Genomic DNA, 24721 nt, shown 5'->3' on the forward strand with positions numbered 1-24721 from the left:
AGGGAGCCTGCAAGCTAGTTACTGGTTATTTGCCCGATAATTACGCCGCGCAATTTTTCGCCATCAAAGTAATAAGAGACGGTATTGTTCTGAACAAATCCATCCTGTACAGGTGTCTCCTGATAAAGCAGGATCTTTTTTCTGTTGCCGATTGCTTTTTTGCCGAACAATTCAACTAAATCCCCGTGAGTGGCATTTAACAATGGAACGCCAGAGACTGAGACACTGACTCGTTCCGTTGTATTCACACACTCTTTATGGATGCCATCCCTGGATATGGCTAGCGCAGTTAACAGCCCTGCACCCATTTCGTTATCTGAAATGAACCAATAATTGGTGCCATCGTCGTCATGAAGGCAGATCCAGTGCGCGGAGCTGTCTTTCTCCACGTATGTACTGAAAATCTGAGACAGATGAGTAACTTCCATCTGAACCGTTTTCTTGCCGATCGTGATGGTCGGGGAAAGGGGCACTATGGTTGAAATTTCCGTCAGCGAGCCGTCTTCATCGTAATACTGTGTTGCGAAGCCGGTCATTTCAGATGCTGAGACGTGCGAACTGACTGCAACGAGTAATGGCAATGAACAAATTAAACGCTTCATTTGACAATCAACACCGTATCGTTGCTTTTCCAGATGCTTCTTCTCGCACTCAAAGGAGCAATAATGCAGCCCTCTGAAGAGTCATCAGGGTGCAAACTGCTTTTACCATGAATTTTAAATGAGTCTCTGCCACACATATCATTTGTCGAGTAGGGCGTGAGGCTGAGGGTATATTTTCCTGTGTGGGCAGAATTATGAGGGGAACCAATTGTGTATTTCCCTCGAGGTAGAGGCCCACTGTGTTTTACACATTCTTGAGATGGATCGTTTTTGTAACCACTTGCTCCTGCATAATCTGCATCGAACTGATAAACACCATCAAGATAAAATTTGTGCACTTTTACATTATATTCCCAGGACATACTTTCTCCTTAAGCGCGTTCCTTCCAGGTATCAGAATGAATGATGTTTCCATCTATGTAATGCCATGTAATTTTTTCATATGTTAGATCTACATATTCACAATGTGTATAGCGTTCGTTTTGCAGTAGTTTAATGTCAAACATGAGTGGTTCAATTTGAACTACTCTTGCATTTTCTAAAGTTGTCTTAAAGTAAGCCTCTTCGAGCCCGTTATAGTTGATCCTGTAAAATATAAATTCTGCTCTTGTTAGTGTTTGTCCAGTGCTCAAGGCCTTGTATAGATATGAGGATGAGGAATCAATCTCTTTCATGAATGCATAGGTGCTACAAATACGTTTTGAAGTGATTTTTCCGGAGTGCTTATCAATAGGTTGTTCGATTGAGTGCATAAATTCAATAACTTCTATTGAGCCTTCGCGATCTTTTACATCGACAGAGCCTTTAATTCTCCGGCCTGCATCGTCCTCAAGCCATAAGTAAACAGGTGTAGCCATCTCAATCTCCTTTTATAGACTGAGGGAAACTACGCTTCATTATGGATTTAAATTGTGACATTTATTTCAAAATAGAAAAGAAAATAAAATATGGAAGTGGGACTTAAAATTGCTCTTTGCGATGTATAAGTTTCTCAAATATATTTCCAAAAATTATAACATTGAATTATGATTTCGTTGCCATCGTAAGATAAATGCTAAGTAAAAATAGCATCAGGTATTGAAATGATGAATGTCATCAAATATTGAACTTGTAAGTTAGCATTACATGTTGGGTTCGATTGCTTTTTGGATGTTATGGAAGAAATCTGGCATTCTATATTGTTTTTTATGTTGGCTGCATGCCCAGCAGCCAACTTGATAACAGTGGGAACGGTTATGATAATTGCAGGCTCGCCAGCGTGTTCTCGATCTGGCATAACTTTGCTTTAGTGCGTTTGTAATCGTCCAGAATCCTTTGCTCCTGCTCGTTATACGCCACTAGAACGATGCATCCTTTCATGACCTTTACCGTGACCTGCTGTCCGGTATCAAACCCCGCCGCGCGCAGCCACTTGCCGGAAAGGATGATTTTCGGCGTGGATTTGTCGAAAACATTCGGGCGGTATCCCACAATTAACGAACGCTCGGTTCCGGATTGGTCGGTGTCTGGGGTAGAATGCGAATCAGCCATAATCAACTCCTTGATAGTTGGTGAGGTTAGACGCTCCGATTGTGTTCCCGCACATAGGAGCGTTGCTAGTAGAGGAGGTTTAGGTGGCCTCCTATATGTGTCAGAGTAGATGGATAGGTGGCCTCATGTCAATCGTATCGCGCGAAAAAAAACCAAAAGGCGGCGGACAATCTCCGCAGTTTAAGATGCGTATTGATCCGGCATTGAAGGAACAGTTGGATGCAGTGGCAGCTGAGGAAGGGGTGAGTCTTGCTAGTTGGTTGAAAGAACTAGCGAGGGAAGCGCTAAGGAAGAAAGGAAAAGAACCAAGAGGGTGATTAATTTCCCAATGGGATTTAATTACTGATTGAAGGTTAGGTATGTAAGTTAGGATTGGTTATTTTTAGAAAGATAATCATAAAAAGAGTTAATTAACTTTATGTCATCCTCTCTTTTTAAGCCAACGTGAAAGAAACCTATACATGCTGATATAAGAGCTTTGCTGGTAAGTTCACTATATCGGCTGGCATATAACGGTTTTGTTTGACGATAAAGCGACCATGAACCATGTACGATTTCTGAGCGATAGTTATACATTTCTTTTGCTATGCTACTCCAGTCGCTGTTGTCTTTATGGTACATATTCAGCAGAAGTGTAACTCTACTTATAAATGTGGAAGTGATGTTATCTTTTGTGTGTTTACAAGGCGTTCAAGTGCTGTAGTTAGTTTTACGATTTTTGATGAGTCATCATTATCTTGCATTGCACTTCTAAAAATAAATATTGCATCTATGAGCCTATCCACCAAAACGGGATTCGATTTTGGGGTTGTTGCATGAATTATAATCTGTTTTATTATGCTACCAAGTTCTGATGCATTCTCTTGTTTGAATTTTTGCCAAAACACTGCGCTATGAACAATTGTTCCTTTGCTCGAAAAACAATAATTGTATCCATCATCATTATTTGTAATGTAAAAGGACTCGTAGTTAGGATACGGGTTTAATGATAAAGCAACCACGTCTGAATCTATTTGAAAATGTTCACTAAATAATTGTATTATTCCAACGATAAAGTTGGCGATTTGCTTAGATAAATACTTCCTTCTCTCTTTAGAGCAGTTTTTTATGGTTATTTTAAGGAAGTGTTTATAAGGATGTAATTGTGAATTACAAAACTCTTCGGCTAGTTCAATTACGTCGGTTGTAAAATTGGGTTGGATATCCGAGAAGATGTTTTCTTTGGGAATGATCGAAGCGATACCTAAATTTATCTCATCTTTTTCTAGACCGTTGGCTAGTATCGGGAAATAAAAATCTTCGTCGAGTAGACTGTCTTTTATTCTATTGACCACTTCATTAAGTATTTTAAGCCAACCATCATGATCTATATTTCCATCACCAAGAAAGAAATGATTATAAAATATCTTTTTAAATTCAATATAAAACTCATTGGTTGTTGAGTTCATCTCTAAGTTTACTTCTTTAATGAGTTCATTTAACATATGAAGTATGGCAGATTTAGATTTGTTAGAAAGTTTTATTTCTCTTCTTAGGTCATGTTTATATTCTTCAGTGAAATCATTCGGTGAGCTTATAGACATGCCTAATCCAGCCAACCCTTCCCCATACTCTTTTTGAAGAAATTCATTGTAATTTTTATTTTTCAATGCTTTAAAAATCTCATCATCAATTCTTATGGATTCAGAGATAATAAAACGCATTGTGTTAATTCTGGCTTAAGTAATTCTCATTTTATTAATTCTTAATTTTAATGATAGTAGGTGTTATAATAATGTATTTAGGAAGGATAGTTAAATTTCTAATGAATTTTATGGGGGGGATTTAAAATTTTGGCGGAAGATCACAGGAGTTCTGTTTTTCATATAACACATTGTATTCATTGATTTTTATATATTTAACTACCATTTGTTATACACATTGCTATACACATTTTCTATATTGACAAACTATCTATTTATAAGTCACCAGTGATAAATTTCTTTAAAAAAACTTTTTTTTGGAAAAACTGTTCACACTGTTCACTACGGTATTTTGTTTAATATATTCAAATAGTTATGTAGTGAACGGTTGGTGAACAGTGAATACTTTACTGTTCACTTTTGCCGTTTTGCAGGTAAAAAAAGACCGGCTATTGCCGGTCAGGGTAGGTTATTTCGCTATAGGGTCATCACATTTTGGCAACCAGTCGGCGTTACTTTCCTCTCTGAGTGCCAGATTTGTCTGTATGCCCTGATTTTTTCGGCGCTTCTCATAACTTAGCCCGTACTCTTTCAGCATGGCCGGCAGTCCCTTACCGAACATGGTGAGGCTGAGTGTATTCTTGTAGCCGTGGGCTTCCATATACGCCAGATAGGCATGATACAGATACAGGCGCGGCTGGCGCGGAATGATGTTGGCATTGCCAATATACATACCCTCAGGCTCCGGCAGTGCTTCCAGATAGCCGCAAAAATCAAATGTCGGATCAGCATCGCGTTTAATACTGAGCGCCTCGTCGGAGTTCTGCTGTGACTGGAGCAGAGCACGGGCAGTCATCGGGTCGCTGAACTTCTGCATAAGCTGGCGCACAATTACGGCCAGCTCGCGAGCGATTTTGTTTTTTAGCTGCGGGTCGCGTTCATCCGGGGCAATCTGTTCCGGGAAATGCAGGATCACCCGGCGACGGGAAACACCGCCGCTGCGGTCGGTAAAGCGCATCGGGTTATTGTTCACGGCCAGGATCACCGCCGGAATATGGGTGGAGTATGCATCCTTGTATTTCGGGTCTACCGAGACCGCATCCCCGCCGGTGATGGCCTTTAGTCCTGCCCCGTCACCGCTCCACTTTTCCTGGTCAGGCAGGCGAATCAGCGAGAAGCCAATCAGAGCCGCACGTTCGCGGGGTGATTCCAGCGTTTCGATGGTGGCCGACGTGGCGTTATCTTCCCCGGCAAGCATCGTCGCAATTTCGGCCAGAATACTTTTTCCGCTCCCGCCGGGACCGGTGACTTCGAGAAAGAGCTGCCAGTCGTAACGGTTAGCCAGCACCATAAACAGGGCGGCAAGTATCACGTCGCGCTTTTCCGGTCTGCCACCGGCGGCACGGTCGAGCCAGCGCCAGAAATCCGGGGCGTGGGTTTCGAGTGTTTCACCTTCCACCGGGGGGGTAAAATCGACATCACAGAGCGTGCGCAGCCAGTGTGATTTATGGTGCGGGTTGAATGTGCCGGTGGCGGTATCGAGTACGCCGTTGCGAAAGCCAATCAGACGCCGTGCCGGGGCATCCTGCTGCGGAATAATCAGTTTCAGGGTCTCCACCACCGAGGCAATTTTCCCCGACGAGAACGGGGCGCGCAGACGCTGGAACAACCCGGCCACGTCGCGCGCAAAGTCAGACGGTGGAATGATTTTCCATATCCCGGCCTCATAGCGGGAGAGGAGCTGGCCGTTCGCATCCACGGCCAGCGCTTCGCCGTAATGCTCATGTACTCGCATTGCCTTTTCACTGGTGCTCATGGCGGTAAATTCCGCTTCGCTCATGGTAGTGAAAGGACTGTCAGCCGGTGGCCGGATGGCGTCATAAATCGCTTTCCGCGTTGCCTCTTCGCCGTGCTGCATAAACGCATCATTCCAGTCACCGAATACCGGCGACAGGGCGACAATGCCCTCGCAGGCTCCTGCGGCCACAGCGGCTTTGTTCTGGCCGTCACCGTTAAGGTCACGGTCGGCGGCGAGGACAATCTGACAGGCCGGGTGTTTCTGGCGGACAAGGCTCGCCAGAGAAAGGAGGTTCACGGACGACAACGCCACCATAACGGTTTCACCGGTCAGGTGATGCACGGTGAGCGCGGTCGCATAGCCCTCCGCTATCCACAGGCGTTTTCCGGCCTGTTTTTTTCCTTCGATGGTGTGGCACGCTCCTTTTACCGCCCCGCCTTTCAGGGTGCGTTTGAGACCGTCAGAACTGATAAGCTGAAGGTTAACCAGTGCGCCGGTATCGTCATACAGCGGGACAACCACATCACCGGCGCGAAACGTCACGCCGCCGGTTTTGTGTGTGGCCGACAGTACCGGACATTTCCGGTCGGGGAAGCCCTTGCGGGTCAGGTAGGCGTTGCCGCTGGCCGGTCGGGTTTTCTCCATGAGCCTGACGGCCAGTGCGGCCGCCGCTTTGCGGTCGGTATCGGTTTCAGCCTCTGCGGCTGCAATCACTTCCGGGGCAACCGGCGGCAGGTTGCCGGTCACGGCGTTCACCTTCCCGGCAGCCTCTGATGCGTTCATGCCGAACACTTTCTCTACCAGCTTAAGACCGTCACCCGCACCGCACTGGTTACAGAACCATGTGCCGCGCCCCTCTTTATCGTCAAAGCGGAAGCGGTCAGAGCCGCCGCACACCGGACAGGCCTGATGGCGGTTTTTAATGACCTTCACACCCAGCGCCGGGAGAATGTGCGGCCAGTGGCCGCACGCCTGTTTTACCGTCTCTGTTACGTTCATTTTCATCGTTATTTTCTCCCTCAGTGCATAACAGGCGATTGCATGTGACGGGCACAGAGTTCATCCATCACTGCGAGCCCGAGAAAGGACAACGACGGCGCGGCTTTGAGTGGTCCGGCTTCCATTAAGTCTTCCAGTAGTGCACAGGCAATCTGGCGACCTTTCTCCTCGCCATGCTGGCGCAGGTAGAAGCCCTCCAGCTCGTCGGCAATGGCACTTTCCAGCGCGTCGAGAGTGAGGTGCGGGTAGCGGTGCTGACGTTCGCATACTGTCAGCCACGCACAGGCGACAGCGCGGCGATACAGCGCGGCGCGTAATATGGGCGGTAGTAGCTTTTTCATACGTTACCCTCCCCGGTCAGCCAGCGCTGATTGCAGTGTTCGACCACGCCGTCGAGCTGGGCGGTCATGAGGTAAATCACGGAGGTGAGCTGTAACTGCTGCGCAGGGTCACGACGAATGGCCGTGCAGTCCTGCACCTGCATCAGATCGCCGACGAGCTGGCCGACGTTGCGAAGGTGTTCAAGGCATTCAAGGTCTGCCCGGCTGATGGTGGGCTGATTTATATTTTGCGGCCGTTCTGCACTGTTAACAGGCATAATTTCGTCTCCTGAGGTCGTGCGTATCCCTGCGCAGATACGCACATTTAATATTCGTTATCGTTTTGTAATTACAGATAATGGCGGTAGCTGTTATCCGGTTTTATTTCCGTTTCCGGCCTGAAATTATTTCGCCATTTATACGCCACCGGTGCCGGGCGTTTAACCGGGGGAATATCGTCAGGATATTTATCGATATTCCGCACCCGGTATTTCTGTAATTCCGGGTCTGCGGCAAGCTCACTCAGAACAGCATGGCGGTTTTCAGGACTGCGTTTAAATACGTCGGGAGACTCGCAGGTAAATTCACGCAAAAAACGACCGAGTGGAATTTCTGCCATATCACCAGTAGCGATAATACGAATGAGGATGGTGTAGGTGCGCCGGTAGGGATTCCAGACTTGCCCCGGGCAGCGGTACGGCATATCCCATGGAATACCGTCGGCCAGAATGCCTGACACCACCACGTCAGGAAAGCCTGAACAACGGTATGTTTCACCCGGCTGAGGGAAATCAAACATGGTGCTCCCCTCCGTTCCCCGATGTCGTGGCGAGAAAGTCACGGCACAGGCCTTTGGCTTTCAGCTCTTCCAGTACGTAGCTAACGTCCTCATGGATATAACTAAAAATCTGCGGCAGGTATAGCTGGTGTAGACCGTTCAGTTCACGGTGCAGCAAATCTCCACCAATGAACTGTGAGACGGCGCTTGCGCGATTGAGTTTATGGTACGCCTCTATGCTGAGGTGTTCCTGCATGGGGTTAAGGTCATCACGACGCGCTGAGACGGTCTGAGGTGTGTTTTTATTAGGCATGTGACACCTCCACAACCGGCAGACGGGCGGCAAGGGAAAGCACGTATTCGCGGACAAGGGTGCGACGGGCGGCCAGCTCGTCACCGGCAACGGTGCGGAGCATACAGATACGGGGCTTACGGTCTGCGCGACGGACGGCAGCAAACACAAAGACAAACTGCGGGTGTGACGGGGTGAGGGTCGTAGCCATAGGGGCAACCTCCTTGAAGTAGCAGTTATTGCTACCACCAGAGTTCCTACACTCATGGGTGGTAGCCCGGACGGGGGTAGGAATACCGGCCTTCAAGGAAACCGGCCAGCCCGAGGGCTGCCCCGCCCGGACCACCATTATCTGATACAGGCTGGTGTGAAACCACCACAGCCCAAAAATAAGGTGTGCCTGAGCAACGACGTAAAAAAAGACGCATGGCGCGTCTGGTGTCGCCTTGAAGTAACACGGGTTCCTACGCCCGGCTGTCGATTTTGCGACAGCGACAAAACTGTACCAGGAAACACACAACAGATGCAAGCCAGAAAAAGGGGCTTTGTGAAAACGGTTCTGATTCATGCGTTGTATTTCCGGTTACGGTGGGCGATACGTTCTTCCATCCACGCCGTGATTTCAGATTGTAGCCAAGCGACATTCTTACCCCCGAGGGAAACCTGAGCCGGGAAAGCATCACGGGCAATTAAATCGTAGAGCGTGGAGCGGGACAGGCCGCACTGATGAATTACTTCCGGAAGACGTAAAAAACGTTCCTGAGCCGGGGATGAAACCGGCATCGGGTGCGTGCCAGTGTGGGTCGATAGTGCTGATGAAACTGTATGCATAACGCTACCTCGTTAATATCCGCAGAGATCCGGACGTTTCCGTCCGGTATCAGGTAGCGCTCTATTTTGTGAATATTTTGGTCTGATGCAACAAGTGAATTTTGTATGAGGCATGGCACAGACTGTCTGAATTTTGAGCAGCAAAATTTCAAATTGCTTTAAATGACTTTAAATGGCTTCAGGCGGAAATAAGAATTTATCTTCGATTAATTACACCTATGGTTATATGTTAATTAATAGAAATTAACGTAATTATGAGGCAATGCTAAATTTCTATAGCGTGAACAGTTGGTGAACAGTTGGTGAACAGTTGGTGAACAGTCACAACCTCAACTGTTCACCCCTTATCTTACTGTATTAATTGTCTTTTTCTTTTCAGTGAACAGTGGTGAATAGTTATAAGTAAAAAAACAAACGATGAGTAAGGTTTTGCTGAGACCTTTCTCTGGCCAGCCGGGTTTTGAGTGCTGTTTGTGCCAGAACTGCCACAACTGCAATGAATCGAGATGTTGTGTGATGAAGGGCAGAATCATTACAGGTTGAATAAACGGAGAGCCTGAACATGAAACCCGAAACACTCATCACCGCCCTGCAAGATGTAGCCGCTCAGCAGTACGCAGAGAACAGTCCGCACATCACCGACAAGCTGAGCGCATTCACTGCGGCCAGAGACACCCACGCGGCCAGCATGCAGGCGCTGAAAGAGATTGATACGTCCATTGAACGCTGTAAGCAGGAGCGGCAGACAGCCCTCGATGAGAGCGCTGAGGCGGAGCAGGACTGGCGCAGCCGCTTTCGCACCCTGCGCGGCAGTCTCACGCCTGAAATGAAAGCTGAGCACAGCAGGCGTATCGCCAGTCGCGAGCTGGCCGACGAGTTTACCGGCCTGATTGCGGAGCTGGAGGCCGACCGGACGCGCGCCATGCTGACTGCCTGCTCCACCGGCAATAAATACCTTTCAGCGCATGAAGATGCCTTTACCGCTTATGCCGGTGCGGAATGGGCTCAGGCTGTCAATGCGGTTCCTGTCACCCTCATCCGCGCTTTCCTGCTGCGCATTCGTGCCCTCGAAATGAAGGGAGAAAGCGCCCCGCAGTCCGTGGCCACTGGCGAGCTGCGCGATGCGCTGAGTCGTCAGGGCAGCCTGTATCACTTCGATATGACGCAGGAGCCGGTGTTGTCCGTGACGGGCATGCACCGGCCGCAGATTACTGACGTTGATACGGAGCTGTTACGCAGCCCTGCGAAGAGAATGATGCTTGCCAGAAAACTGGCTGAAAATGGCGAGACAAAAGCGGAGGGGTAAGCATGTTTCACTGCCCGTTCTGCAAAACCAGCGCGCATTCCCGCACCAGTCGGTATCTGTCCGATAACGTCAAACAGCGCTATCACCAGTGCATGAACATCGAGTGCTCGGCCACGTTCCGCACGCTTGAATCCATCGACGGGGTTATTCGTTCACCGGCAACAGAGCCGGTCATCCCGGTACCCGCACCGGCGGCCATCGTTAACCGTGCCGGTGCGTAAGCACGGCCAGTCATCAGGAGAAACATACGTGACCATACTGACTCTACAGAAAGCCTTTGAGGCCTGTCAGGCAAACAAATCCGCCTGGTTGCAACGCCGGGATGAACTGAAGCAGGCCGAACAGACATACCGCGAACAGCTTGCCGGTAACGGCCACAGCGGCCGGAGCCTGCAAACCCTGCGCGAGATTATCGACGTGAAAAAATGGGAAATTAATCAGGCTGCCGGTCGCTATATCCGTTCGCATGAGGAGGTGCAGCGCATCAGTATCCGCGACCGTTTAAATGATTTTATGCAGGTACACGGCGCGGAGCTGGCCGCCGCCCTTGCCCCGGAGCTGATGAATTATTCCGGGCAACACTCCGCCGTTCAGCGCTGTGCCATGCAGCATTCACTCGACTGTCTGCGTGAGGCGCTACAGCTCTGGCTGGTCGCCGGTGAAAAAATTAATTATTCGGCGCAGGATAATGACATTTTAACGGCCATCGGATTCAGGCCTGATGCGGCTTCGCGCGATGATAATCGTGAAAAATTCACGCCTGCACAGAACCTGAATTACACCCGCCGCCGTGCAGAACTGGCCGTGCAGTAGTCCGCTTAAAAATCCCCGAAAATCCCGCCATTTTTACGTATAAAAGCCATGCATGCATAGGTGCATGGTTTTGCATGCGTTTTAACAACACTGAATTCCCCGCCAGCGCCAGCACTGGCGCGCTCTGAGGCCGGTCATGCGCCTGCATTAAAAGCGCCCCCTTAAGCGTGCAGGCGTGGCGGGGAGAGCACTGCGCGCCAGAACTGACTAAAGTAATTGATTCAACGGCCAAAAACGCGTAGAAAAAGGTATGAAAATTTTAACCCCTCTCAGTGCTCCCCTTAAAGGATAAATAAAAAATGAGCATTATTCACGTAAATCAAATTGGAAGCAAAATTAATGCGTTATTCGCTGATAAAATTGATAGCAGTGATCTCAATCCTATAGATAAAGAAATACAAACTAAAATATTAACCCGTTGTCTTTCTGCATACGCCGTTTATTGTATTGGAGATACATCGATAGATGAAGCTGCGTCAGCAGTTGTTGATGGTGCCGATGATAATGGTATTGATGCAATTCATTATTCTCCTTCAAGTAAAAGAATGATCATTGTTCAATCTAAATGGAAAAAAGATGGAACAGGAGAGCCTGATAACGGTGACTTAAGAAAGTTTAAAGATGGTGTATTGGATCTCATTAATCTTGAACTTGATAAATTTAACAATAAAGTGAATCTTAAAAAGCAGATGATTGAAACTGCTTTAGGTGAATTTGATACGAAGTTCGATCTTGTTTTAATTCATACTGGTTCAAATACTCTAAGTAAACATAACCAGCAAGTAATGGACTCAATACTTAATGAGTTAAACGATGCTGGTGATGGTACTAGTGAGGATGTTGTTAATTTCCACCATCTAAATCAGGCGATAATACATAGTGGGCTTGCATCTGGTATGGATGGTGAACCAATCGATCTTGAGATTGGTCTCTCGCAATGGGGAAAAATTGAAGAACCACATCAAGGTTTCTTCGGGATTGTAGCTGGCGAAGAAGTTGCAAATTGGTGGGTGAAAAAAGGGAAAAGACTATTTGCCAAAAATATTAGACAAATGTTAGGTGCCACTGAAGTAAATGATGAAGTTAAGAGAACAATTGAAGAACAACCTGAGAATTTTTGGTATTACAATAACGGTGTAACAATTGTTGCCGAATCCATAAAGAAATCAATGGTTGGTGGAAATAGTAGAGATATTGGTTCGTTTAAAGCGAATAATATTAGTATTGTTAATGGTGCACAAACAGTAAGCGTAATTGGTAAATATGCGCAGGATGGCGGGGCGAACCTTAATAAATTACGTTTACCTATCCGGTTAATTTCACTAGAAGGAGCGCCTGAGGACTTTGGTGCTAGTGTGACAAAAACCAACAACCGTCAAAATAGGATCGAGAGTAGAGACTTTGTCTCCTTAGATGACGAACAAATACGGTTGAAAAAAGAATTGTCACTTGAAGGTATTGAGTATAATATAGTCAGGAGTGAGAACGTTAAAACTTCTACCGCCATAATTGATTTATCTGAGGCGACTATTGCATTGGCTTGCGCATCTACGCAAGTTGGTCTGGCAGTTCAGGCAAAAAGAGAAATTGGTCGTTTTTATGACAATCTTAAGAAAGCGCCATATAAAACCATTTTCAACCCACAAACTAATGGTATTTACTTGCGGAATACTGTTTTCGCCTTGCGAAAAATAGATGAAATTATTGGTTCAATGATTGCAAACCTACCTAAAAAATCGGGTAAGGAATATGGAGTTCTTGTTCATGGCAATAGAATGTTAGCATTTCTAGTTTTTAGAACACTGGCAATCCATAAAATTGCAAATAACTTTGATTTTGATATTAATACAATTGACTGGCAGAAAAGCACAGCATGTATGCTTGAGAAATTAATGTTAGAAATTGAAGAGAACTACAAAGATAAATTCCTTGCTACTTTATTTAAAAACGCAAGTATCTGTAAGGCTATATCTGAGAAAATTTAATCATTTTACACTGTGTTATTAAAAATGCCGCTTATGCGGCATTTGGCTATCTTTAATATTAAACTCGGCCATCTAGTTGAATCAGTTATTACTAATTTTGCAGAGTTTATGTATTTTACCGTATAGTACAATCAAATGGTGATGAGTGTATTAAGTTATTTTTTATAATAATTAACCCTTGTCGCCCCCTAAATGTAAGAGGGCGAAAACTATGTTTAAAAGACGGCATTAATTATCTTTATCTTTATCTTTATCTTTATCTTTATCTTTAATTGTTGAATCTATCTTTCTCCGTTCCATTGTTTTGGATATATTCATAACTAACACACCTTTATTTTGCCTTGATGATGTCCTAATGCCCATTTTAGTTGCTATTTCTTTTAGCTCGGCGAGAGATAAATTACTTAATGATTCACTAGTTTCATCGTCTGGTTTCGAGTTTCCTCCAAAGACATATTGTAGTGAAATGCTGTCTTTTATAGATTTAGATAATCTACTATTTATTTGTGTTTGCGTTTTTGGTTCTTTTTTATTGGTGAGCGATGTTTCGCTGTTGCGTGTTTCTAGCAAATTTAATATATCATCCAGAGCATACTCTACACTTTTGTTTGGATAGTGAGCCATTATCTTAGATATATATTCAGCTAAGGAAATTAACTCATGAGTCTTCATTATATATTCTCCAATTTTTCATAGAGTTCGCTAACGACTTTAGTCAGATAATGGCTTTGCTTTTCTGCATTAGGTTTAGAGCGAGGTAAAGATCCGTAACTGAAAACAGTTAAGTTATTTTCAGAAGCGACAGATATTCCATCACCATCTGTAATATAATTTTCGAATACCATATTCGGATGTTGTTTTCTTACATCTTCTATTGTTTCCTCGTGAGTCGCTTTGGGCTTCTCACCATATTCATTTACCATGTTGAAAATGATCCCAAGCATTTCAGTGTCATTAAATTCAATATTTGAATTTGAATATTGAATCATTCCTCTGAAATTTTTATTTAGCTTATCCATTTCTGATTTAATAAGAGAAATACCGACAGTAGAAAGAAAATCTGGAATTGCAGGTATTAGGTATAATTCGCTCGCAAAGAATGCATTCTGTGTAACAAGGTTTATATTTGGCGGGCAGTCAAGGATAATATAATCATATTCATCTGCAACTTGATCTATTGCTTTTTTAATAATTGCCATCTTATCAAGTTCAAGCTCTGTTTCCCTTTGGTGAGATGATGCACTTTTCTTTTCCCTTGCTAACATCATGTCAACGAGTACTAATTCGTGATGGGAGGGTAGTAAATCAACATTAAGCCAAATTTCTCCAGGGCCAGCGGCTATTGGTTGTTTTATTATAGCTGCACGGGTATTGAATGTTTTACCGTCAAAATAATCATCAAATATATTTTTTAATGTGGGTTTTTTTTTGGTGTATACATGGTGTACGTATTTTTTCACTCCAAGAGCTAAATATGATAAATTTGATTGAGGATCCAAATCAATAAGTAGCACTTTTGGTCTTTCATCTGAACCTAGCATTAATCCAACGCCAATATGTAAAGATAGGGTCGATTTACCAACACCACCTTTCCAGTTGATCATGCTTATTATTTTTGCCATGTGAACTCCTTGTTTGAATAAATATTATCACTGTACCATTGCATCATAGAGATTCTTTTTTCTAAATACTGCGCATGGTTATATGTTCCACGAATAGTATTTTTATCTACATGCGCCAATTGCATTTCAATCCATGAGCTATCAAACCCTTGCTCGTGTAGAATTGTCGACATTGTATGCCTAAAACCGTGACCGGTAGCACGTCCTTTGTAACCAAGTAACTCAATCACTTGCGATACGCTTTCTTTCGAGATCGGTTTGCTGCGGTTGTTCCTGCCAATAAAGATGTATGGGTATTGGCCGGTAATAGGTTTAAGCTGTTTAAAAAGGTCAACTACCTGAGTAGATAAAGGAACAATGTGAGGCCTACGCATTTTCATACGTTCTGCTGGAATCTCCCATATACCTTTTTCGAGGTCTACTTCTTCCCACGTAGCAAAACGCATCTCCTGCGTTCTTACACCAGTCAGCATGACTATCTTCGTAGCATTTTTGGTGATGATGCTACCGGTATAGGCTTCGAGATCCCGAATAAAATGAGGCAATTCTTCGGCAGATAGAAATGGATGATGTTTTTGCTTAGGAACGGCCAGAGCGATGGCTAAATCAGGCGCAGGATTGTATTCAGCGCGGCCAGTTATGATTGCATAGCGATAGACCTCGCCGCATCTTTGGCGCACTTTTCTGGTCTTCTCTAGTGCTCCACGCTTCTCTATTCGTCGCAATACTTCAAGCAGTTCTAATGGTTTGATTTCACTGATAGGGCGTTTACCAATGAACGGGAACACATCTTGTTCAAATGTCTTAATGATTTCCTCGCGATAGGCTACTGTCCAGCGGTCAGCTTTGTTGGTGTGCCATTCTCGACATATGGCTTCGAATGAGTTCTCTGTTGAGATTTGCTGTGCCAGCTTTTGGGCTTTACGTTCTTCTACTGGGTCTATGCCGTTTGCTACCTGCTTACGGGCTCTATCGCGTTTCTCACGTGCTTCTGCGAGGCTCACAAGGTCGTAGCTGCCAAATGACATTAGCCGTGCTTTACCGGCAAAGCGAAAACGGAAGCGCCAGCCCTTTGAGCCGTCTGGATTGATGAGTAATGACAGGCCTTGTCCATCGTTCAATGTGTAGGGCTTGTCTTGGGGCTTTGCTCGTTTAATTTGTATGTCTGTTAGTAGCATGTGTATAAGTCAAAAATATGTATAAAAAATCTATACACATCACTATACATATTTTTCACGGATTCAGGGAGAACTTGTCGGACGGTTACGGATGATTTATTCACTATATATATTAAAAAATAAGGAATTTTTAGAATTTCTCGGATGGCTGCGGAGGGGGTTTGGCGGAAGATCACAGGAGTCGAACCTGCCCGGGAACGCTGGCGCCCCCAACTGGATTTGAAGTCCAGCCACCTCACCGGAGATGACGATCTTCCGCGCCTCGATTGCTACATGGAGGCGGGGCGCATTATAGCTACTTTCAGGCATTTACCACATACCCCACACCACTTTTTTCACCTCTCTTTTGACCTGAATCCCCCTGTTTCAGCTAATTCTTAAGAAAATCCTCAGGTTAGCATTTCGTGCTCACCAACTTTTATCCCGATCACAAAAAACAAGAAACGTAATCTCTTAACCAGAAAACGCAATACCCGCTCCTGAAACAATGGTTTAAAACCAATGCAACCGGTCTCAGCGCCCCCTACAGCGTGAAGGATAAAAATATGAGCGAAGTACTTTCAGTAAAAGAGAAGATTGGCTACGGCATGGGAGACGCCGCCAGCCATATCATTTTTGATAACGTCATGCTTTATATGATGTTTTTCTACACCGATATTTTTGGTATTCCCGCCGGGTTTGTCGGCACCATGTTCCTGCTGGCCCGCGCGCTGGATGCGATCTCCGACCCGTGCATGGGGCTGATTGCCGACCGCACCCGCAGCCGCTGGGGCAAGTTCCGTCCATGGATTTTGTTTGGCGCTATCCCGTTCGGCATCGTCTGCGTGCTGGCGTATACCACGCCGGACCTGAGCCTCAACGGCAAAATGGTTTACGCCGCCATCACCTACACGCTGCTGACCCTGCTCTATACCGTGGTCAACATCCCGTACTGCGCGCTGGGCGGCGTGATCACCAACGACCCGACGCAGCGTATCTCCCTCCAGTCCTGGCGCTTTGTGCTGGCGACGGCGGGCGGCATGCTCTCTACGGTGCTGATGATGCCGCTGGTGAACCTGATTGGCGGCGACGATAAAGCGTTCGGCTTCCAGGGCGGGATCGCCGTGCTGTCGGTGGTCGCGTTCCTGATGCTGGCGTTCTGCTTCTTCACCACCAAAGAGCGCATCCAGGTGCCGCCGAGCACCACCTCCATGCGTGAAGATCTGCGCGACATCTGGCAAAACGACCAGTGGCGTATCGTCGGCGTGCTCACCATCCTCAACATCCTCGCCGTCTGCGTGCGCGGCGGCGCGATGATGTACTACTGCACCTGGATCATGGGCTCGCCGGAGGTGTTCGTCGCCTTCCTCACCACCTACTGCGTCGGTAACCTGATCGGCTCGGCGCTGGCGAAACCGCTCACCGACTGGAAGTGCAAGGTGAGCATCTTCTGGTGGACCAACGCCGCGCTGGCGGTGGTCAGCGTGGCGATGTTCTTCGTGCCGATGCATGCCACCGTGCTGATGTTCGGCTTCATCTTCGTTATCGGCGTGCTGCACCAGCTGGTGACGCCGATTCAGTGGGTAATGATGTCCGATACCGTCGACTACGGCGAATGGACCAATGGCAAACGTCTGACCGGCATCAGCTTTGCGGGCACGCTGTTCGTGCTGAAGCTCGGCCTGGCGCTGGGCGGGGCGATGATCGGCTGGATGCTGGCAGGCGGCGGCTACGACGCGGCGGCCAAAACCCAGAACAGCGCGACCATCAGTATCATTATCGGCCTGTTTACGCTGGCACCGGCGATCTGCTACGTGCTGAGCGCCATTATCGCCAAACGCTACTACACGCTGAAAACCCCCTTCCTGACCAAAATCCTGGGCGAGCTGGCGCAGGGCGCGCGCCGCAATCAGCAGGAGTTTGAAAACCTGCCGGTCAGCAAAGAATTGCAGAACTAAGAGGACGAAAGCATGAAAATCAGTGATGGAAACTGGCTTATTCAACCGGGCCTGAACGTGACCTATCCGGTGCAGGTGTTCGACGTGGAGCAGCAGGGCAATGACCTGGTGGTGTACGTCGCGCCGCGTGACGTGCGCGAACGCACCTGGCAGCTCGACACGTTGATGTTCACGGTGCGCCTGTTTGCCCCGCAGGAAGGGATTGTCGGGGTGCGCATTGAGCACTTCCAGGGCGCGCTGAATAAAGGCCCGCACTATCCGCTGAACGTTCTGAAAGACGTGAAGGTAGAGATTGAAAACAACGCCGAGTTTGCCGAGCTGAAAAGCGGCAGCGTCAGCGTGCGCGTCACCAAAGGCGAGTTCTGGGCGCTGGATTTCCTGCGCAACGGCCAGCGCATTACCGGCAGCCAGCTGAAAAACAACGGCTACGTACAGGACAGCAATACCGATCGCAACTATGTGTTTGAACGTCTGGATCTGGGCGTGGGGGAAACGGTCTACGGCCTGGGCGAGCGCTTCACCGCCCTGGTGCGCAACGGTCAGACGGTCGAGACCTGGAACCGCGACGGGGGCACCAGCACCGAGCAGTCCTACAAAAACATCCCGTTCTACCTGACCAACCGCGGCTACGGCGTGCTGGTGAATCACCCGGAAAACGTCTCGTTTGAAGTCGGCTCCGAGAAAGTGTCCAAAGTGCAGTTCAGCGTGGAAGGGGAATATCTCGAGTACTTTGTGATCGACGGCCCGACGCCGAAAGAAGTGCTGAACCGCTATACCCGCTTCACTGGCCGTCCGGCGCTGCCGCCTGCGTGGTCGTTCGGCCTGTGGCTCACCACCTCCTTCACCACCAACTACGACGAAGCCACGGTGAACAGCTTTATCGACGGCATGGCCGAGCGCGACCTGCCGCTGCACGTCTTCCACTTCGACTGCTTCTGGATGAAGGCCTTCCAGTGGTGCGACTTCGAGTGGGACCCGGTGACCTTCCCGGATCCGGAAGGGATGATCCGCCGCCTGAAAGAGAAAGGGCTGAAGGTCTGCGTGTGGATCAACCCGTACATCGGCCAGAAATCGCCGATCTTCCGCGAGTTGAAAGAGAAGGGCTACCTGCTGAAGCGCCCGGACGGCTCCCTGTGGCAGTGGGACAAATGGCAGCCGGGGCTGGCGATCTACGACTTCACCAACCCGGACGCGTGCCGGTGGTACGCCGACAAGTTGAAAGGCCTGGTGGAGATCGGAGTCGACTGCTTCAAGACCGATTTCGGCGAGCGTATCCCGACGGACGTCCAGTGGTTTGACGGTTCCGATCCGCAGAAGATGCACAACCATTACGCCTACATCTACAACGAACTGGTGTGGAACGTGCTGAAAGAGACGGTGGGAGAAGAAGAGGCGGTGCTGTTTGCCCGCTCCGCGTCCTTGGGGGCGCAACAGTTCCCGGTACACTGGGGCGGCGACTGCTACGCCAACTATGAATCGATGGCCGAAAGCCTGCGCGGCGGGCTGTCGATTGGCCTGTCCGGCTTCGGGTTCTGGAGCCACGATATCGGCGGGTTCGAAAACACCGCTCCGGCGCACGTCTACAAACGCTGGTGCGCGTTCGGGCTGTTCTCCAGCCACAGCCGCCTGCACGGCAGCAAATCCTACCGCGTGCCGTGGGCGTACGATGACGAGTCCTGCGACGTGGTGCGCCACTTCACGCAGCTGAAATGCCAGCTGATGCCGTACCTGTATCGTCAGGCGGCTCTGGCGCGTGAGTTCGGCACGCCGATGCTGCGGGCGATGATGCTGGAGTTCCCGGACGATCCGGCGTGTGACTATCTTGACCGTCAGTACATGCTGGGGGATTCAATGATGGTGGCGCCGGTGTTCTCCGAGGCGGGCGACGTGCAGTTCTGGCTGCCGGAAGGGCGCTGGACGCACCTGTGGCACAACGACGAAATCGAGGGTAGCCGCTGGCATAAGCAGCAGCACGATTTCCAGAGCCTGCCGGTCTATGTGCGCGACAACACGCTGCTGGCGCTCGGCAATAATAACCAGAAGCCGGACTATGCGTGGCATGAGGGGACAGCCTTCCAGCTCTTCAACCTGAGCGATGGCGCAACGGCGGTGAGTGAAGTGCCTGCGGCGGACGGTTCCGTGTTGTTTACGCTGAAGGCGTCACGTCAGGGCGACGTCGTGACCTTTACCGGCACGGGAGATGCGCAAAACTGGTCGGTGTGCTTGCGCAACGTGCAGAAGGTCGGCGGCGTAAAAGGCGGTTCACATGCGGGCAGCGAGTGGGGTGTGGTGGTGAAAGCCGAGGGGGATGAGGTGGTGGTTCACCTCTGAGCTGGAAAAATGCCCGGTGGCGCTTAGCTTACCGGGCCTACATGAGATCGTAGGCCGGGTAAGGCGAAGCCGCCACCCGGCTATTTACTGTGCCGGAGCCACCGTCGACACCACACCACCCGTCATCGTCTGTTGCACCTGCTGTTTATCCATATTCACCGCGCTCAGCTTCCCGTTCACCGTCGGCTTCAGCGGCGCATTCGCCTGCACGCTGCCGCTGGCGGTGAGCTGAATATTGCCGTCGCCCGTAATCGGCAGCGCTGGCCAGCCCCACTGCTGCAAGACGTTGAGTGGTACACCGCGCCCGTTCAGGCTCACGGTGGTCTGCCGCTGCGGCAGCTGTGAAACCGTGGCGGTCGCCTCCAGGATCCCTTTCTCGGTAAAGGCGCTCAGATCGGTAATATTTACCGTTGCGGCGTTGGCATTCAGCGCCAGCGACGGGCGACGCACGTCGACGCGGTTAAAGGTCGCTGCCGCCCCGTTGAGGGTTGCGTTACCGCCCCACACGCCCCACTTGTGATCCTGCGCCAGCCGCAAATTAGCGCCATAACCGTCGAGGGAGGTGATCTGCCACGGGAACGCCGGATCGATGTCGATCACCAGGTTGCGGCTCAGGCCGAATTTTTTCAGCGTCACGCTGTTCAGCCATGCCGGGAGCGGGTCCATCCACAGCGTTTTCCAGTTTTCCGGAAGCGTATATTCCAGCCCGGCAATCGCAACGTCGTCCAGCACCAGCGCCTGACCCTCGCGCAGCCAGTTGCCGGAGGTGCGCACCATGCCCCCTTCCCAGCGGGAGGTGAACTGACGCAGCGCAATGCCCTGCGGCGAGAATTCCGCATTCAGGATAGGGTCAAACAGATGCAGCGAGCCGTAGATAAATTCGCTGGCGTTCATGGATAACCGTCCCTCCTGGCTTTGCCAGTCTCCTTTACTCAGGGTGAGGTTACGCAGGCTGAGATCGAGGTCGGTTACCGCCCAGTCTGGCCCCTGTAGACGGGCATCGGTCACTTCCAGCCGCCCAATCTGTAACGAAGGCAGGGTGGAGAGAGGGGCGAAGAAATCCAGCAGCGATTTGTCGCTTTGCAGGCGGATCTCATTCAGACGCAGGGTGTTGATAACCCAGCCACCGTCGGCATTACGCAGAGCCGAGCCCGTAAGCGAGCCGCGCGCCATATCGGCACCGATGGTATTCAGCGCCACCTCTTTGCCGTTGAGTTGTCCCTGAATCAGCACGTTGTTGGCCGGTATGCCGTTGAGGGTGAGCGACCCGGCGCTCATCTGGATTTGCGCATTTTTCCCCAGTACGTTCCCCGCCTCGGGCTGCCACGGGCTGACGCCGCCGGTCACCTTTTGCGCACTGAGATCCCACTCCGTATTCGGGCTGTTAAAGGCCATGTTATTCAGTTGCAGACGGTCGGCCTGGAACGGCAGCGGCGCCGTCTGCGGCGATAAATTCAGCGTGCCATCGAACAGGATGATGGCATCCATATGTAGCGGGTCGGTGATCTGGCGGCTGTTTAAGCCAATATCCACTTTTTTAGCGACCAGCGTGGCCGGTTTGCCATCTCGTCCGAAGGTAACGTTTTCCAGAAGGATGTGAGAAGGGGATGAAAAGCGGTGATCCATCAGGTCAAAGTTGAGCTCGTAATCGGTATTCACCGTGATCCAGCTGCTGACCTGCGATGCGCCCCAGCGGGTCTGGAGCAGAAAATAAAAGGCTAGCACTACAATGAGCAGGGCTACCAGAAGATAGATAAGCAGCTTTCCAATAAATTTCATGGTCTTCCTTCCCGCGAAACGCACATAAGGGTGTTATGCACGAATTATGCGCAATGCTCAAGGCGGGAATGGTGTAAAGAGATGTCACGGCAGGCATTGACAGCCTGCCGTGTGGGGATCAGTTCTTTTCAGGCGGGAAAATGAGATTCAGCACGATAGCGGTAATACCGCCCGCGGCGATGCCGGAAGAGAGCAGGTTTTTCACCCAGTCCGGGGCAAACTGCAAAATCATCGGCTGCTGGGAGACGCCAAGCCCTACGGCGAGAGACAGCGCAATAATCATGATTGCGCGGCGGTTCAGCGGCTCGCGGGAGACGATACGCACGCCGGAGGCCGCGATGGTACCGAACATGACCAGCGTCGCGCCGCCCAGCACCGGCTCGGGAATGTGCTGTACAAATCCGCTTACCGCCGGGAACAGGCCGAGGACCACGAGCATCAGCGCCACCACGAAGCCCACGTAGCGGCTGGCCACGCCGGTCAGCTGGATCACGCCGTTGTTCTGGCCGAAGCAGGAGTTCGGGAAGGTGTTGAACACCGCCGAGACAAACGAGTTCAGTCCGTTCGCCAGCACGCCACCTTTAAGACGTTTCATGTACAGCGGGCCGGAGACCGGCTGCTCGGACACGTCGGAGGTGGCGGTGATATCGCCAATGGTTTCCAGCGAGGTAATCATAAAGACCAGCATCAGCGGCAGGAGCAGACTCCAGTCAATGCCCAGGCCATAGTAGAGCGGCGTTGGCACGGTAATCAACGCGCTGTTGGTTGGGGTGGTGTTCTCCGGGAGCATACCCAGCGCCCACGCCAGCAGGTAACCGGCCGCCATGGCGATCACCAGCGATGCCACGCGCAGGTACGGGTTACGCTGACGGTTAAGCAGAATAATGATCGCCAGCACCACGCCTGCCAGCAGCAGGTTTTTCGGCGCGCCGAAGGTATGGTCGCTCATTGCCGCGTAGCCGCCCCCGATGGAGGTCAGACCCACCTGAATCAGCGACAGGCCGATAATCATCACCACCACGCCGGAGACCAGCGGGGTAATCACCCGGCGCGCCAGGTGCAGAACGCGGGAGATGAACATCTCTGTGCAGCTTGCCAGCATCAGGGTGCCGAAAAGCGCCGCCATCATCGTCGGGACATCTGCGCCGCCGGTTTTCAGTGCCGTACCGCCCATGATCAGCGGAGCCACAAAGTTAAAGCTGGTGCCCTGAATCGACAGCAAACCTGAACCCACCGGACCCCAGGCTTTAATTTGAATGATGGAGGCCACGCCGGAAGCGAACAGAGACATACTGATGATGTGTTGCGTATCCTGCGCCGGTAACCCTAGCGCCTGGCAAATCAGCAGAGCCGGCGTGATGACCGCAACGAACATCGCCAGCAGGTGCTGGCAGGCGGCAAACAGGGTTTGTGGCAGCGGGGGACGATCTTCAAGGCGGTAAATCAGTTCGCTGTTTTGCTTCTGCGCAATCGGTTGCGCATCAGCAGACTCCAGAGTGTTAACAGACATCGGCGGCAATCCCACGGTGGAAAAGCGGGCATTTTAGCTGACCACCTGGTAAAAGCAAACGATTGCCAGCAAAAAAAAGAGAGAAAATCTGCCGGTGTGAGCAGCTTTTCTACAACGAACAGGAAAAAAAAATTACACTTTTCGCGCCGGCGGCTCATGACGAGCATCACCCGGCCCAGGATAACGCCGCGTGTGTATGGAATACGCGCATAACAGGAGCCTTTTATGATTCATCTCGATACGTTGTCGACCCTTGTTGCCGCAACGCTGGTTCTTCTGCTTGGTCGCAAGCTGGTACACAGTGTTTCCTTTCTGAAAAAGTACACCATTCCTGAACCCGTCGCCGGTGGTTTGCTGGTGGCGCTGGCCCTGCTGATACTGAAAAAAAGCATGGGCTGGGAAATCGATTTTGATATGTCCCTGAAAGATCCGTTGATGCTGGCCTTCTTTGCCACTATCGGCCTGAACGCTAACCTCGCAAGCCTGCGTTCGGGTGGCAAGGTGCTGGGCGTGTTTCTGATTGTTGTGGTGGGCCTGCTTCTGATGCAAAACGCCATCGGCATCGGTATGGCGTCATTGCTGGGGCTGGATCCGCTGATGGGTCTGCTGGCGGGGTCGATTACCCTGTCAGGTGGCCACGGAACTGGCGCGGCGTGGAGCAAGCTGTTCATCGAACGCTATGGCTTTGAAAACGCAACGGAAGTGGCGATGGCCTGCGCGACCTTTGGCCTGGTGCTTGGCGGGCTGATTGGCGGCCCGGTGGCGCGCTATCTGGTGAAACACTCCACCACGCCGGAAGGCAGGCCAGACGATGAAATGGTGCCGACCGCATTTGAAAAACCGGACGTTGGCCGTAGTATCACCTCGCTGGTGATGATTGAAACCATCGCCATGATTGCTATCTGCCTCACCGTGGGCAAAATCGTTGCGCAATGGCTGGCGGGAACGGCTTTCGAACTGCCAACCTTTGTCTGCGTGCTGTTTATCGGGGTGATCCTGAGCAACGGTCTGGCGCAGATGGGCTTCTACCGCGTCTTTGAGCGCGCAGTGTCCGTGCTGGGGAACGTCAGCCTGTCGCTGTTCCTGGCGATGGCGCTGATGAGCCTCAAGCTGTGGGAACTGGCCTCGCTGGCGCTGCCGATGGTGGCGATCCTGGCGGTACAGGCCGTGTTTATGGCGCTGTATGCCATCTTTGTTACCTGGCGCATGATGGGCAAAAACTATGATGCGGCGGTACTGGCAGCGGGTCACTGTGGGTTTGGACTGGGGGCAACGCCAACGGCCATCGCAAACATGCAGGCGATCACTGAACGGTTCGGTCCGTCGCACATGGCGTTTCTGGTGGTGCCGATGGTGGGGGCATTCTTCATTGATATCGTCAACGCGCTGGTCATTAAGCTCTACCTGATGCTGCCGATGTTTGGCTGA

The 24721-nt window shown here is 50.1% G+C and carries 25 protein-coding genes and 1 tRNA gene; 8 read left to right on the top strand and 18 right to left on the bottom strand.

All coding sequences use genetic code 11. The features are described 5' to 3' along the window. Positions 1-14: 14 nt before the first annotated feature. The 4 genes from ACOTXD_RS17720 to ACOTXD_RS17735 form a co-directional block, all read right to left on the bottom strand. Positions 15-602, bottom strand: a complete 588-nt coding sequence (locus ACOTXD_RS17720; protein WP_023295690.1) for a hypothetical protein — start codon at positions 600-602, stop codon at positions 15-17. Beyond that, the gene (locus tag ACOTXD_RS17725; protein WP_073970497.1) at positions 599-964 is read right to left on the bottom strand and encodes a tlde1 domain-containing protein; all 366 of its coding nucleotides are present in this window, start codon (positions 962-964) and stop codon (positions 599-601) included. Before ACOTXD_RS17725 ends, ACOTXD_RS17720 begins: the two co-directional genes overlap by 4 nt. Positions 965-973: 9 nt before the next feature. Further along, positions 974-1459 carry a type VI secretion system tube protein TssD gene (tssD, locus tag ACOTXD_RS17730; RefSeq protein WP_061856878.1) on the bottom strand — a complete coding sequence of 162 codons (486 nt, stop codon included), beginning with the start codon at positions 1457-1459 and terminating at the stop codon, positions 974-976. 376 nt (positions 1460-1835) lie between these two features. Then, positions 1836-2132 (bottom strand): SymE family type I addiction module toxin, encoded by a 297-nt coding sequence (locus ACOTXD_RS17735; RefSeq protein ID WP_032660962.1) that lies wholly within the window; start codon positions 2130-2132, stop codon positions 1836-1838. Positions 2133-2257: 125 nt separating this feature from the next. Between ACOTXD_RS17735 and ACOTXD_RS17740 the strand changes: the two genes are divergently transcribed. Then, a complete protein-coding gene (locus tag ACOTXD_RS17740; protein WP_061856903.1) occupies positions 2258-2449 on the top strand; it encodes a toxin-antitoxin system HicB family antitoxin in 192 nt (63 codons plus the stop codon). A 327-nt stretch (positions 2450-2776) separates the two neighbouring features. Here ACOTXD_RS17740 and ACOTXD_RS17745 read toward each other — a convergent pair whose 3' ends face one another. The 8 genes from ACOTXD_RS17745 to ACOTXD_RS17780 all read right to left on the bottom strand — a co-directional run bounded on the left by ACOTXD_RS17745 (position 2777) and on the right by ACOTXD_RS17780 (position 8832). Then, the gene (locus ACOTXD_RS17745; RefSeq protein ID WP_061856877.1) at positions 2777-3835 is read right to left on the bottom strand and encodes a hypothetical protein; all 1059 of its coding nucleotides are present in this window, start codon (positions 3833-3835) and stop codon (positions 2777-2779) included. Positions 3836-4283: 448 nt separating this feature from the next. Then, positions 4284-6617: a primase-helicase zinc-binding domain-containing protein gene (locus ACOTXD_RS17750; RefSeq protein ID WP_343459376.1), complete on the bottom strand. Its 2334-nt coding sequence runs from the start codon at positions 6615-6617 to the stop codon at positions 4284-4286. Positions 6618-6631: 14 nt separating this feature from the next. After that, positions 6632-6952 (bottom strand): DUF5375 domain-containing protein, encoded by a 321-nt coding sequence (locus ACOTXD_RS17755; protein ID WP_343459377.1) that lies wholly within the window; start codon positions 6950-6952, stop codon positions 6632-6634. After that, the gene (locus ACOTXD_RS17760; RefSeq protein WP_044488962.1) at positions 6949-7209 is read right to left on the bottom strand and encodes a hypothetical protein; all 261 of its coding nucleotides are present in this window, start codon (positions 7207-7209) and stop codon (positions 6949-6951) included. The genes ACOTXD_RS17755 and ACOTXD_RS17760 overlap by 4 nt, the downstream gene beginning before the upstream one ends. A gap of 71 nt (positions 7210-7280) precedes the next feature. Further along, positions 7281-7730, bottom strand: coding sequence for a hypothetical protein (locus ACOTXD_RS17765; protein WP_017694616.1), 450 nt, complete (start codon positions 7728-7730; stop codon positions 7281-7283). Continuing rightward, positions 7723-8022 carry a hypothetical protein gene (locus ACOTXD_RS17770; protein ID WP_017694617.1) on the bottom strand — a complete coding sequence of 100 codons (300 nt, stop codon included), beginning with the start codon at positions 8020-8022 and terminating at the stop codon, positions 7723-7725. Before ACOTXD_RS17770 ends, ACOTXD_RS17765 begins: the two co-directional genes overlap by 8 nt. Further along, on the bottom strand, positions 8015-8569 hold the full coding sequence (locus tag ACOTXD_RS17775; RefSeq protein ID WP_343459378.1) for a host cell division inhibitor Icd-like protein: 555 nt from the start codon (positions 8567-8569) through the stop codon (positions 8015-8017). Before ACOTXD_RS17775 ends, ACOTXD_RS17770 begins: the two co-directional genes overlap by 8 nt. After that, a complete protein-coding gene (locus ACOTXD_RS17780; RefSeq protein ID WP_026094409.1) occupies positions 8566-8832 on the bottom strand; it encodes a helix-turn-helix transcriptional regulator in 267 nt (88 codons plus the stop codon). The genes ACOTXD_RS17775 and ACOTXD_RS17780 overlap by 4 nt, the downstream gene beginning before the upstream one ends. Before the next feature lie 562 nt (positions 8833-9394). Here ACOTXD_RS17780 and ACOTXD_RS17785 point away from each other — a divergent pair. The 4 genes from ACOTXD_RS17785 to ACOTXD_RS17800 all read left to right on the top strand — a co-directional run bounded on the left by ACOTXD_RS17785 (position 9395) and on the right by ACOTXD_RS17800 (position 12936). Then, positions 9395-10138, top strand: coding sequence for a capsid protein (locus ACOTXD_RS17785; protein WP_343459379.1), 744 nt, complete (start codon positions 9395-9397; stop codon positions 10136-10138). 2 nt (positions 10139-10140) lie between these two features. After that, the gene (locus ACOTXD_RS17790; protein ID WP_023304273.1) at positions 10141-10359 is read left to right on the top strand and encodes an ogr/Delta-like zinc finger family protein; all 219 of its coding nucleotides are present in this window, start codon (positions 10141-10143) and stop codon (positions 10357-10359) included. A gap of 28 nt (positions 10360-10387) precedes the next feature. Next, positions 10388-10951 (top strand): phage polarity suppression protein, encoded by a 564-nt coding sequence (locus ACOTXD_RS17795; protein ID WP_069597625.1) that lies wholly within the window; start codon positions 10388-10390, stop codon positions 10949-10951. Between the two features lie 299 nt (positions 10952-11250). Next, a complete protein-coding gene (locus tag ACOTXD_RS17800) occupies positions 11251-12936 on the top strand; it encodes an AIPR family protein (protein WP_069597626.1) in 1686 nt (561 codons plus the stop codon). A gap of 228 nt (positions 12937-13164) precedes the next feature. Here the strand turns inward: ACOTXD_RS17800 and ACOTXD_RS17805 are convergent, their stop codons facing one another. The 4 genes from ACOTXD_RS17805 to ACOTXD_RS17820 all read right to left on the bottom strand — a co-directional run bounded on the left by ACOTXD_RS17805 (position 13165) and on the right by ACOTXD_RS17820 (position 15993). Further along, a complete protein-coding gene (locus ACOTXD_RS17805) occupies positions 13165-13608 on the bottom strand; it encodes a hypothetical protein (protein WP_421766474.1) in 444 nt (147 codons plus the stop codon). Continuing rightward, positions 13608-14558, bottom strand: coding sequence for a ParA family protein (locus ACOTXD_RS17810; protein ID WP_069597627.1), 951 nt, complete (start codon positions 14556-14558; stop codon positions 13608-13610). Before ACOTXD_RS17810 ends, ACOTXD_RS17805 begins: the two co-directional genes overlap by 1 nt. Next, positions 14546-15736 (bottom strand): tyrosine-type recombinase/integrase, encoded by a 1191-nt coding sequence (locus ACOTXD_RS17815; protein WP_343459381.1) that lies wholly within the window; start codon positions 15734-15736, stop codon positions 14546-14548. Before ACOTXD_RS17815 ends, ACOTXD_RS17810 begins: the two co-directional genes overlap by 13 nt. Before the next feature lie 162 nt (positions 15737-15898). Next, positions 15899-15993: transfer RNA gene (locus ACOTXD_RS17820), tRNA-Sec, on the bottom strand. A 288-nt stretch (positions 15994-16281) separates the two neighbouring features. On the opposite strand from ACOTXD_RS17820, the gene ACOTXD_RS17825 reads away from it, so the two are divergent. Then, positions 16282-17673 (top strand): glycoside-pentoside-hexuronide family transporter, encoded by a 1392-nt coding sequence (locus ACOTXD_RS17825; protein ID WP_032646751.1) that lies wholly within the window; start codon positions 16282-16284, stop codon positions 17671-17673. A 12-nt stretch (positions 17674-17685) separates the two neighbouring features. Next, on the top strand, positions 17686-20004 hold the full coding sequence (gene yicI, locus ACOTXD_RS17830) for an alpha-xylosidase (RefSeq protein ID WP_032661006.1): 2319 nt from the start codon (positions 17686-17688) through the stop codon (positions 20002-20004). Positions 20005-20088: 84 nt separating this feature from the next. On the opposite strand, the gene ACOTXD_RS17835 is transcribed toward yicI, so the two are convergent. Further along, positions 20089-21783: an AsmA family protein gene (locus tag ACOTXD_RS17835; protein WP_061856876.1), complete on the bottom strand. Its 1695-nt coding sequence runs from the start codon at positions 21781-21783 to the stop codon at positions 20089-20091. 118 nt (positions 21784-21901) lie between these two features. Further along, a complete protein-coding gene (xanP, locus tag ACOTXD_RS17840; RefSeq protein WP_003860925.1) occupies positions 21902-23293 on the bottom strand; it encodes a xanthine/proton symporter XanP in 1392 nt (463 codons plus the stop codon). Positions 23294-23518: 225 nt separating this feature from the next. On the opposite strand from xanP, the gene gltS reads away from it, so the two are divergent. After that, positions 23519-24721 (top strand): sodium/glutamate symporter, encoded by a 1203-nt coding sequence (gene gltS, locus ACOTXD_RS17845; RefSeq protein ID WP_023315156.1) that lies wholly within the window; start codon positions 23519-23521, stop codon positions 24719-24721.

The organism is Enterobacter cloacae complex sp. CDL013 (assembly GCF_049238805.1).
Lineage (GTDB): Bacteria > Pseudomonadota > Gammaproteobacteria > Enterobacterales > Enterobacteriaceae > Enterobacter > Enterobacter hormaechei_C.

What these genes read in the sequence shown, in the direction of transcription:
- ACOTXD_RS17775 (WP_343459378.1), bottom strand. Translation starts at nt 8,569, where the DNA reads ATGAATCAGAACCGTTTTCACAAAGCCCCTTTTTCTGGCTTGCATCTG.
- ACOTXD_RS17790 (WP_023304273.1), top strand. Translation starts at nt 10,141, where the DNA reads ATGTTTCACTGCCCGTTCTGCAAAACCAGCGCGCATTCCCGCACCAGT.
- ACOTXD_RS17810 (WP_069597627.1), bottom strand. Translation starts at nt 14,558, where the DNA reads ATGGCAAAAATAATAAGCATGATCAACTGGAAAGGTGGTGTTGGTAAA.
- ACOTXD_RS17780 (WP_026094409.1), bottom strand. Translation starts at nt 8,832, where the DNA reads ATGCATACAGTTTCATCAGCACTATCGACCCACACTGGCACGCACCCG.
- ACOTXD_RS17770 (WP_017694617.1), bottom strand. Translation starts at nt 8,022, where the DNA reads ATGCCTAATAAAAACACACCTCAGACCGTCTCAGCGCGTCGTGATGAC.
- ACOTXD_RS17760 (WP_044488962.1), bottom strand. Translation starts at nt 7,209, where the DNA reads ATGCCTGTTAACAGTGCAGAACGGCCGCAAAATATAAATCAGCCCACC.
- ACOTXD_RS17805 (WP_421766474.1), bottom strand. Translation starts at nt 13,608, where the DNA reads ATGAAGACTCATGAGTTAATTTCCTTAGCTGAATATATATCTAAGATA.
- ACOTXD_RS17825 (WP_032646751.1), top strand. Translation starts at nt 16,282, where the DNA reads ATGAGCGAAGTACTTTCAGTAAAAGAGAAGATTGGCTACGGCATGGGA.
- ACOTXD_RS17740 (WP_061856903.1), top strand. Translation starts at nt 2,258, where the DNA reads ATGTCAATCGTATCGCGCGAAAAAAAACCAAAAGGCGGCGGACAATCT.
- ACOTXD_RS17765 (WP_017694616.1), bottom strand. Translation starts at nt 7,730, where the DNA reads ATGTTTGATTTCCCTCAGCCGGGTGAAACATACCGTTGTTCAGGCTTT.
- ACOTXD_RS17720 (WP_023295690.1), bottom strand. Translation starts at nt 602, where the DNA reads ATGAAGCGTTTAATTTGTTCATTGCCATTACTCGTTGCAGTCAGTTCG.
- ACOTXD_RS17800 (WP_069597626.1), top strand. Translation starts at nt 11,251, where the DNA reads ATGAGCATTATTCACGTAAATCAAATTGGAAGCAAAATTAATGCGTTA.
- ACOTXD_RS17735 (WP_032660962.1), bottom strand. Translation starts at nt 2,132, where the DNA reads ATGGCTGATTCGCATTCTACCCCAGACACCGACCAATCCGGAACCGAG.
- ACOTXD_RS17835 (WP_061856876.1), bottom strand. Translation starts at nt 21,783, where the DNA reads ATGAAATTTATTGGAAAGCTGCTTATCTATCTTCTGGTAGCCCTGCTC.
- ACOTXD_RS17785 (WP_343459379.1), top strand. Translation starts at nt 9,395, where the DNA reads ATGAAACCCGAAACACTCATCACCGCCCTGCAAGATGTAGCCGCTCAG.
- ACOTXD_RS17725 (WP_073970497.1), bottom strand. Translation starts at nt 964, where the DNA reads ATGTCCTGGGAATATAATGTAAAAGTGCACAAATTTTATCTTGATGGT.
- ACOTXD_RS17750 (WP_343459376.1), bottom strand. Translation starts at nt 6,617, where the DNA reads ATGAAAATGAACGTAACAGAGACGGTAAAACAGGCGTGCGGCCACTGG.
- ACOTXD_RS17755 (WP_343459377.1), bottom strand. Translation starts at nt 6,952, where the DNA reads ATGAAAAAGCTACTACCGCCCATATTACGCGCCGCGCTGTATCGCCGC.
- tssD (WP_061856878.1), bottom strand. Translation starts at nt 1,459, where the DNA reads ATGGCTACACCTGTTTACTTATGGCTTGAGGACGATGCAGGCCGGAGA.
- ACOTXD_RS17745 (WP_061856877.1), bottom strand. Translation starts at nt 3,835, where the DNA reads ATGCGTTTTATTATCTCTGAATCCATAAGAATTGATGATGAGATTTTT.
- xanP (WP_003860925.1), bottom strand. Translation starts at nt 23,293, where the DNA reads ATGTCTGTTAACACTCTGGAGTCTGCTGATGCGCAACCGATTGCGCAG.
- yicI (WP_032661006.1), top strand. Translation starts at nt 17,686, where the DNA reads ATGAAAATCAGTGATGGAAACTGGCTTATTCAACCGGGCCTGAACGTG.
- ACOTXD_RS17815 (WP_343459381.1), bottom strand. Translation starts at nt 15,736, where the DNA reads ATGCTACTAACAGACATACAAATTAAACGAGCAAAGCCCCAAGACAAG.
- gltS (WP_023315156.1), top strand. Translation starts at nt 23,519, where the DNA reads ATGATTCATCTCGATACGTTGTCGACCCTTGTTGCCGCAACGCTGGTT.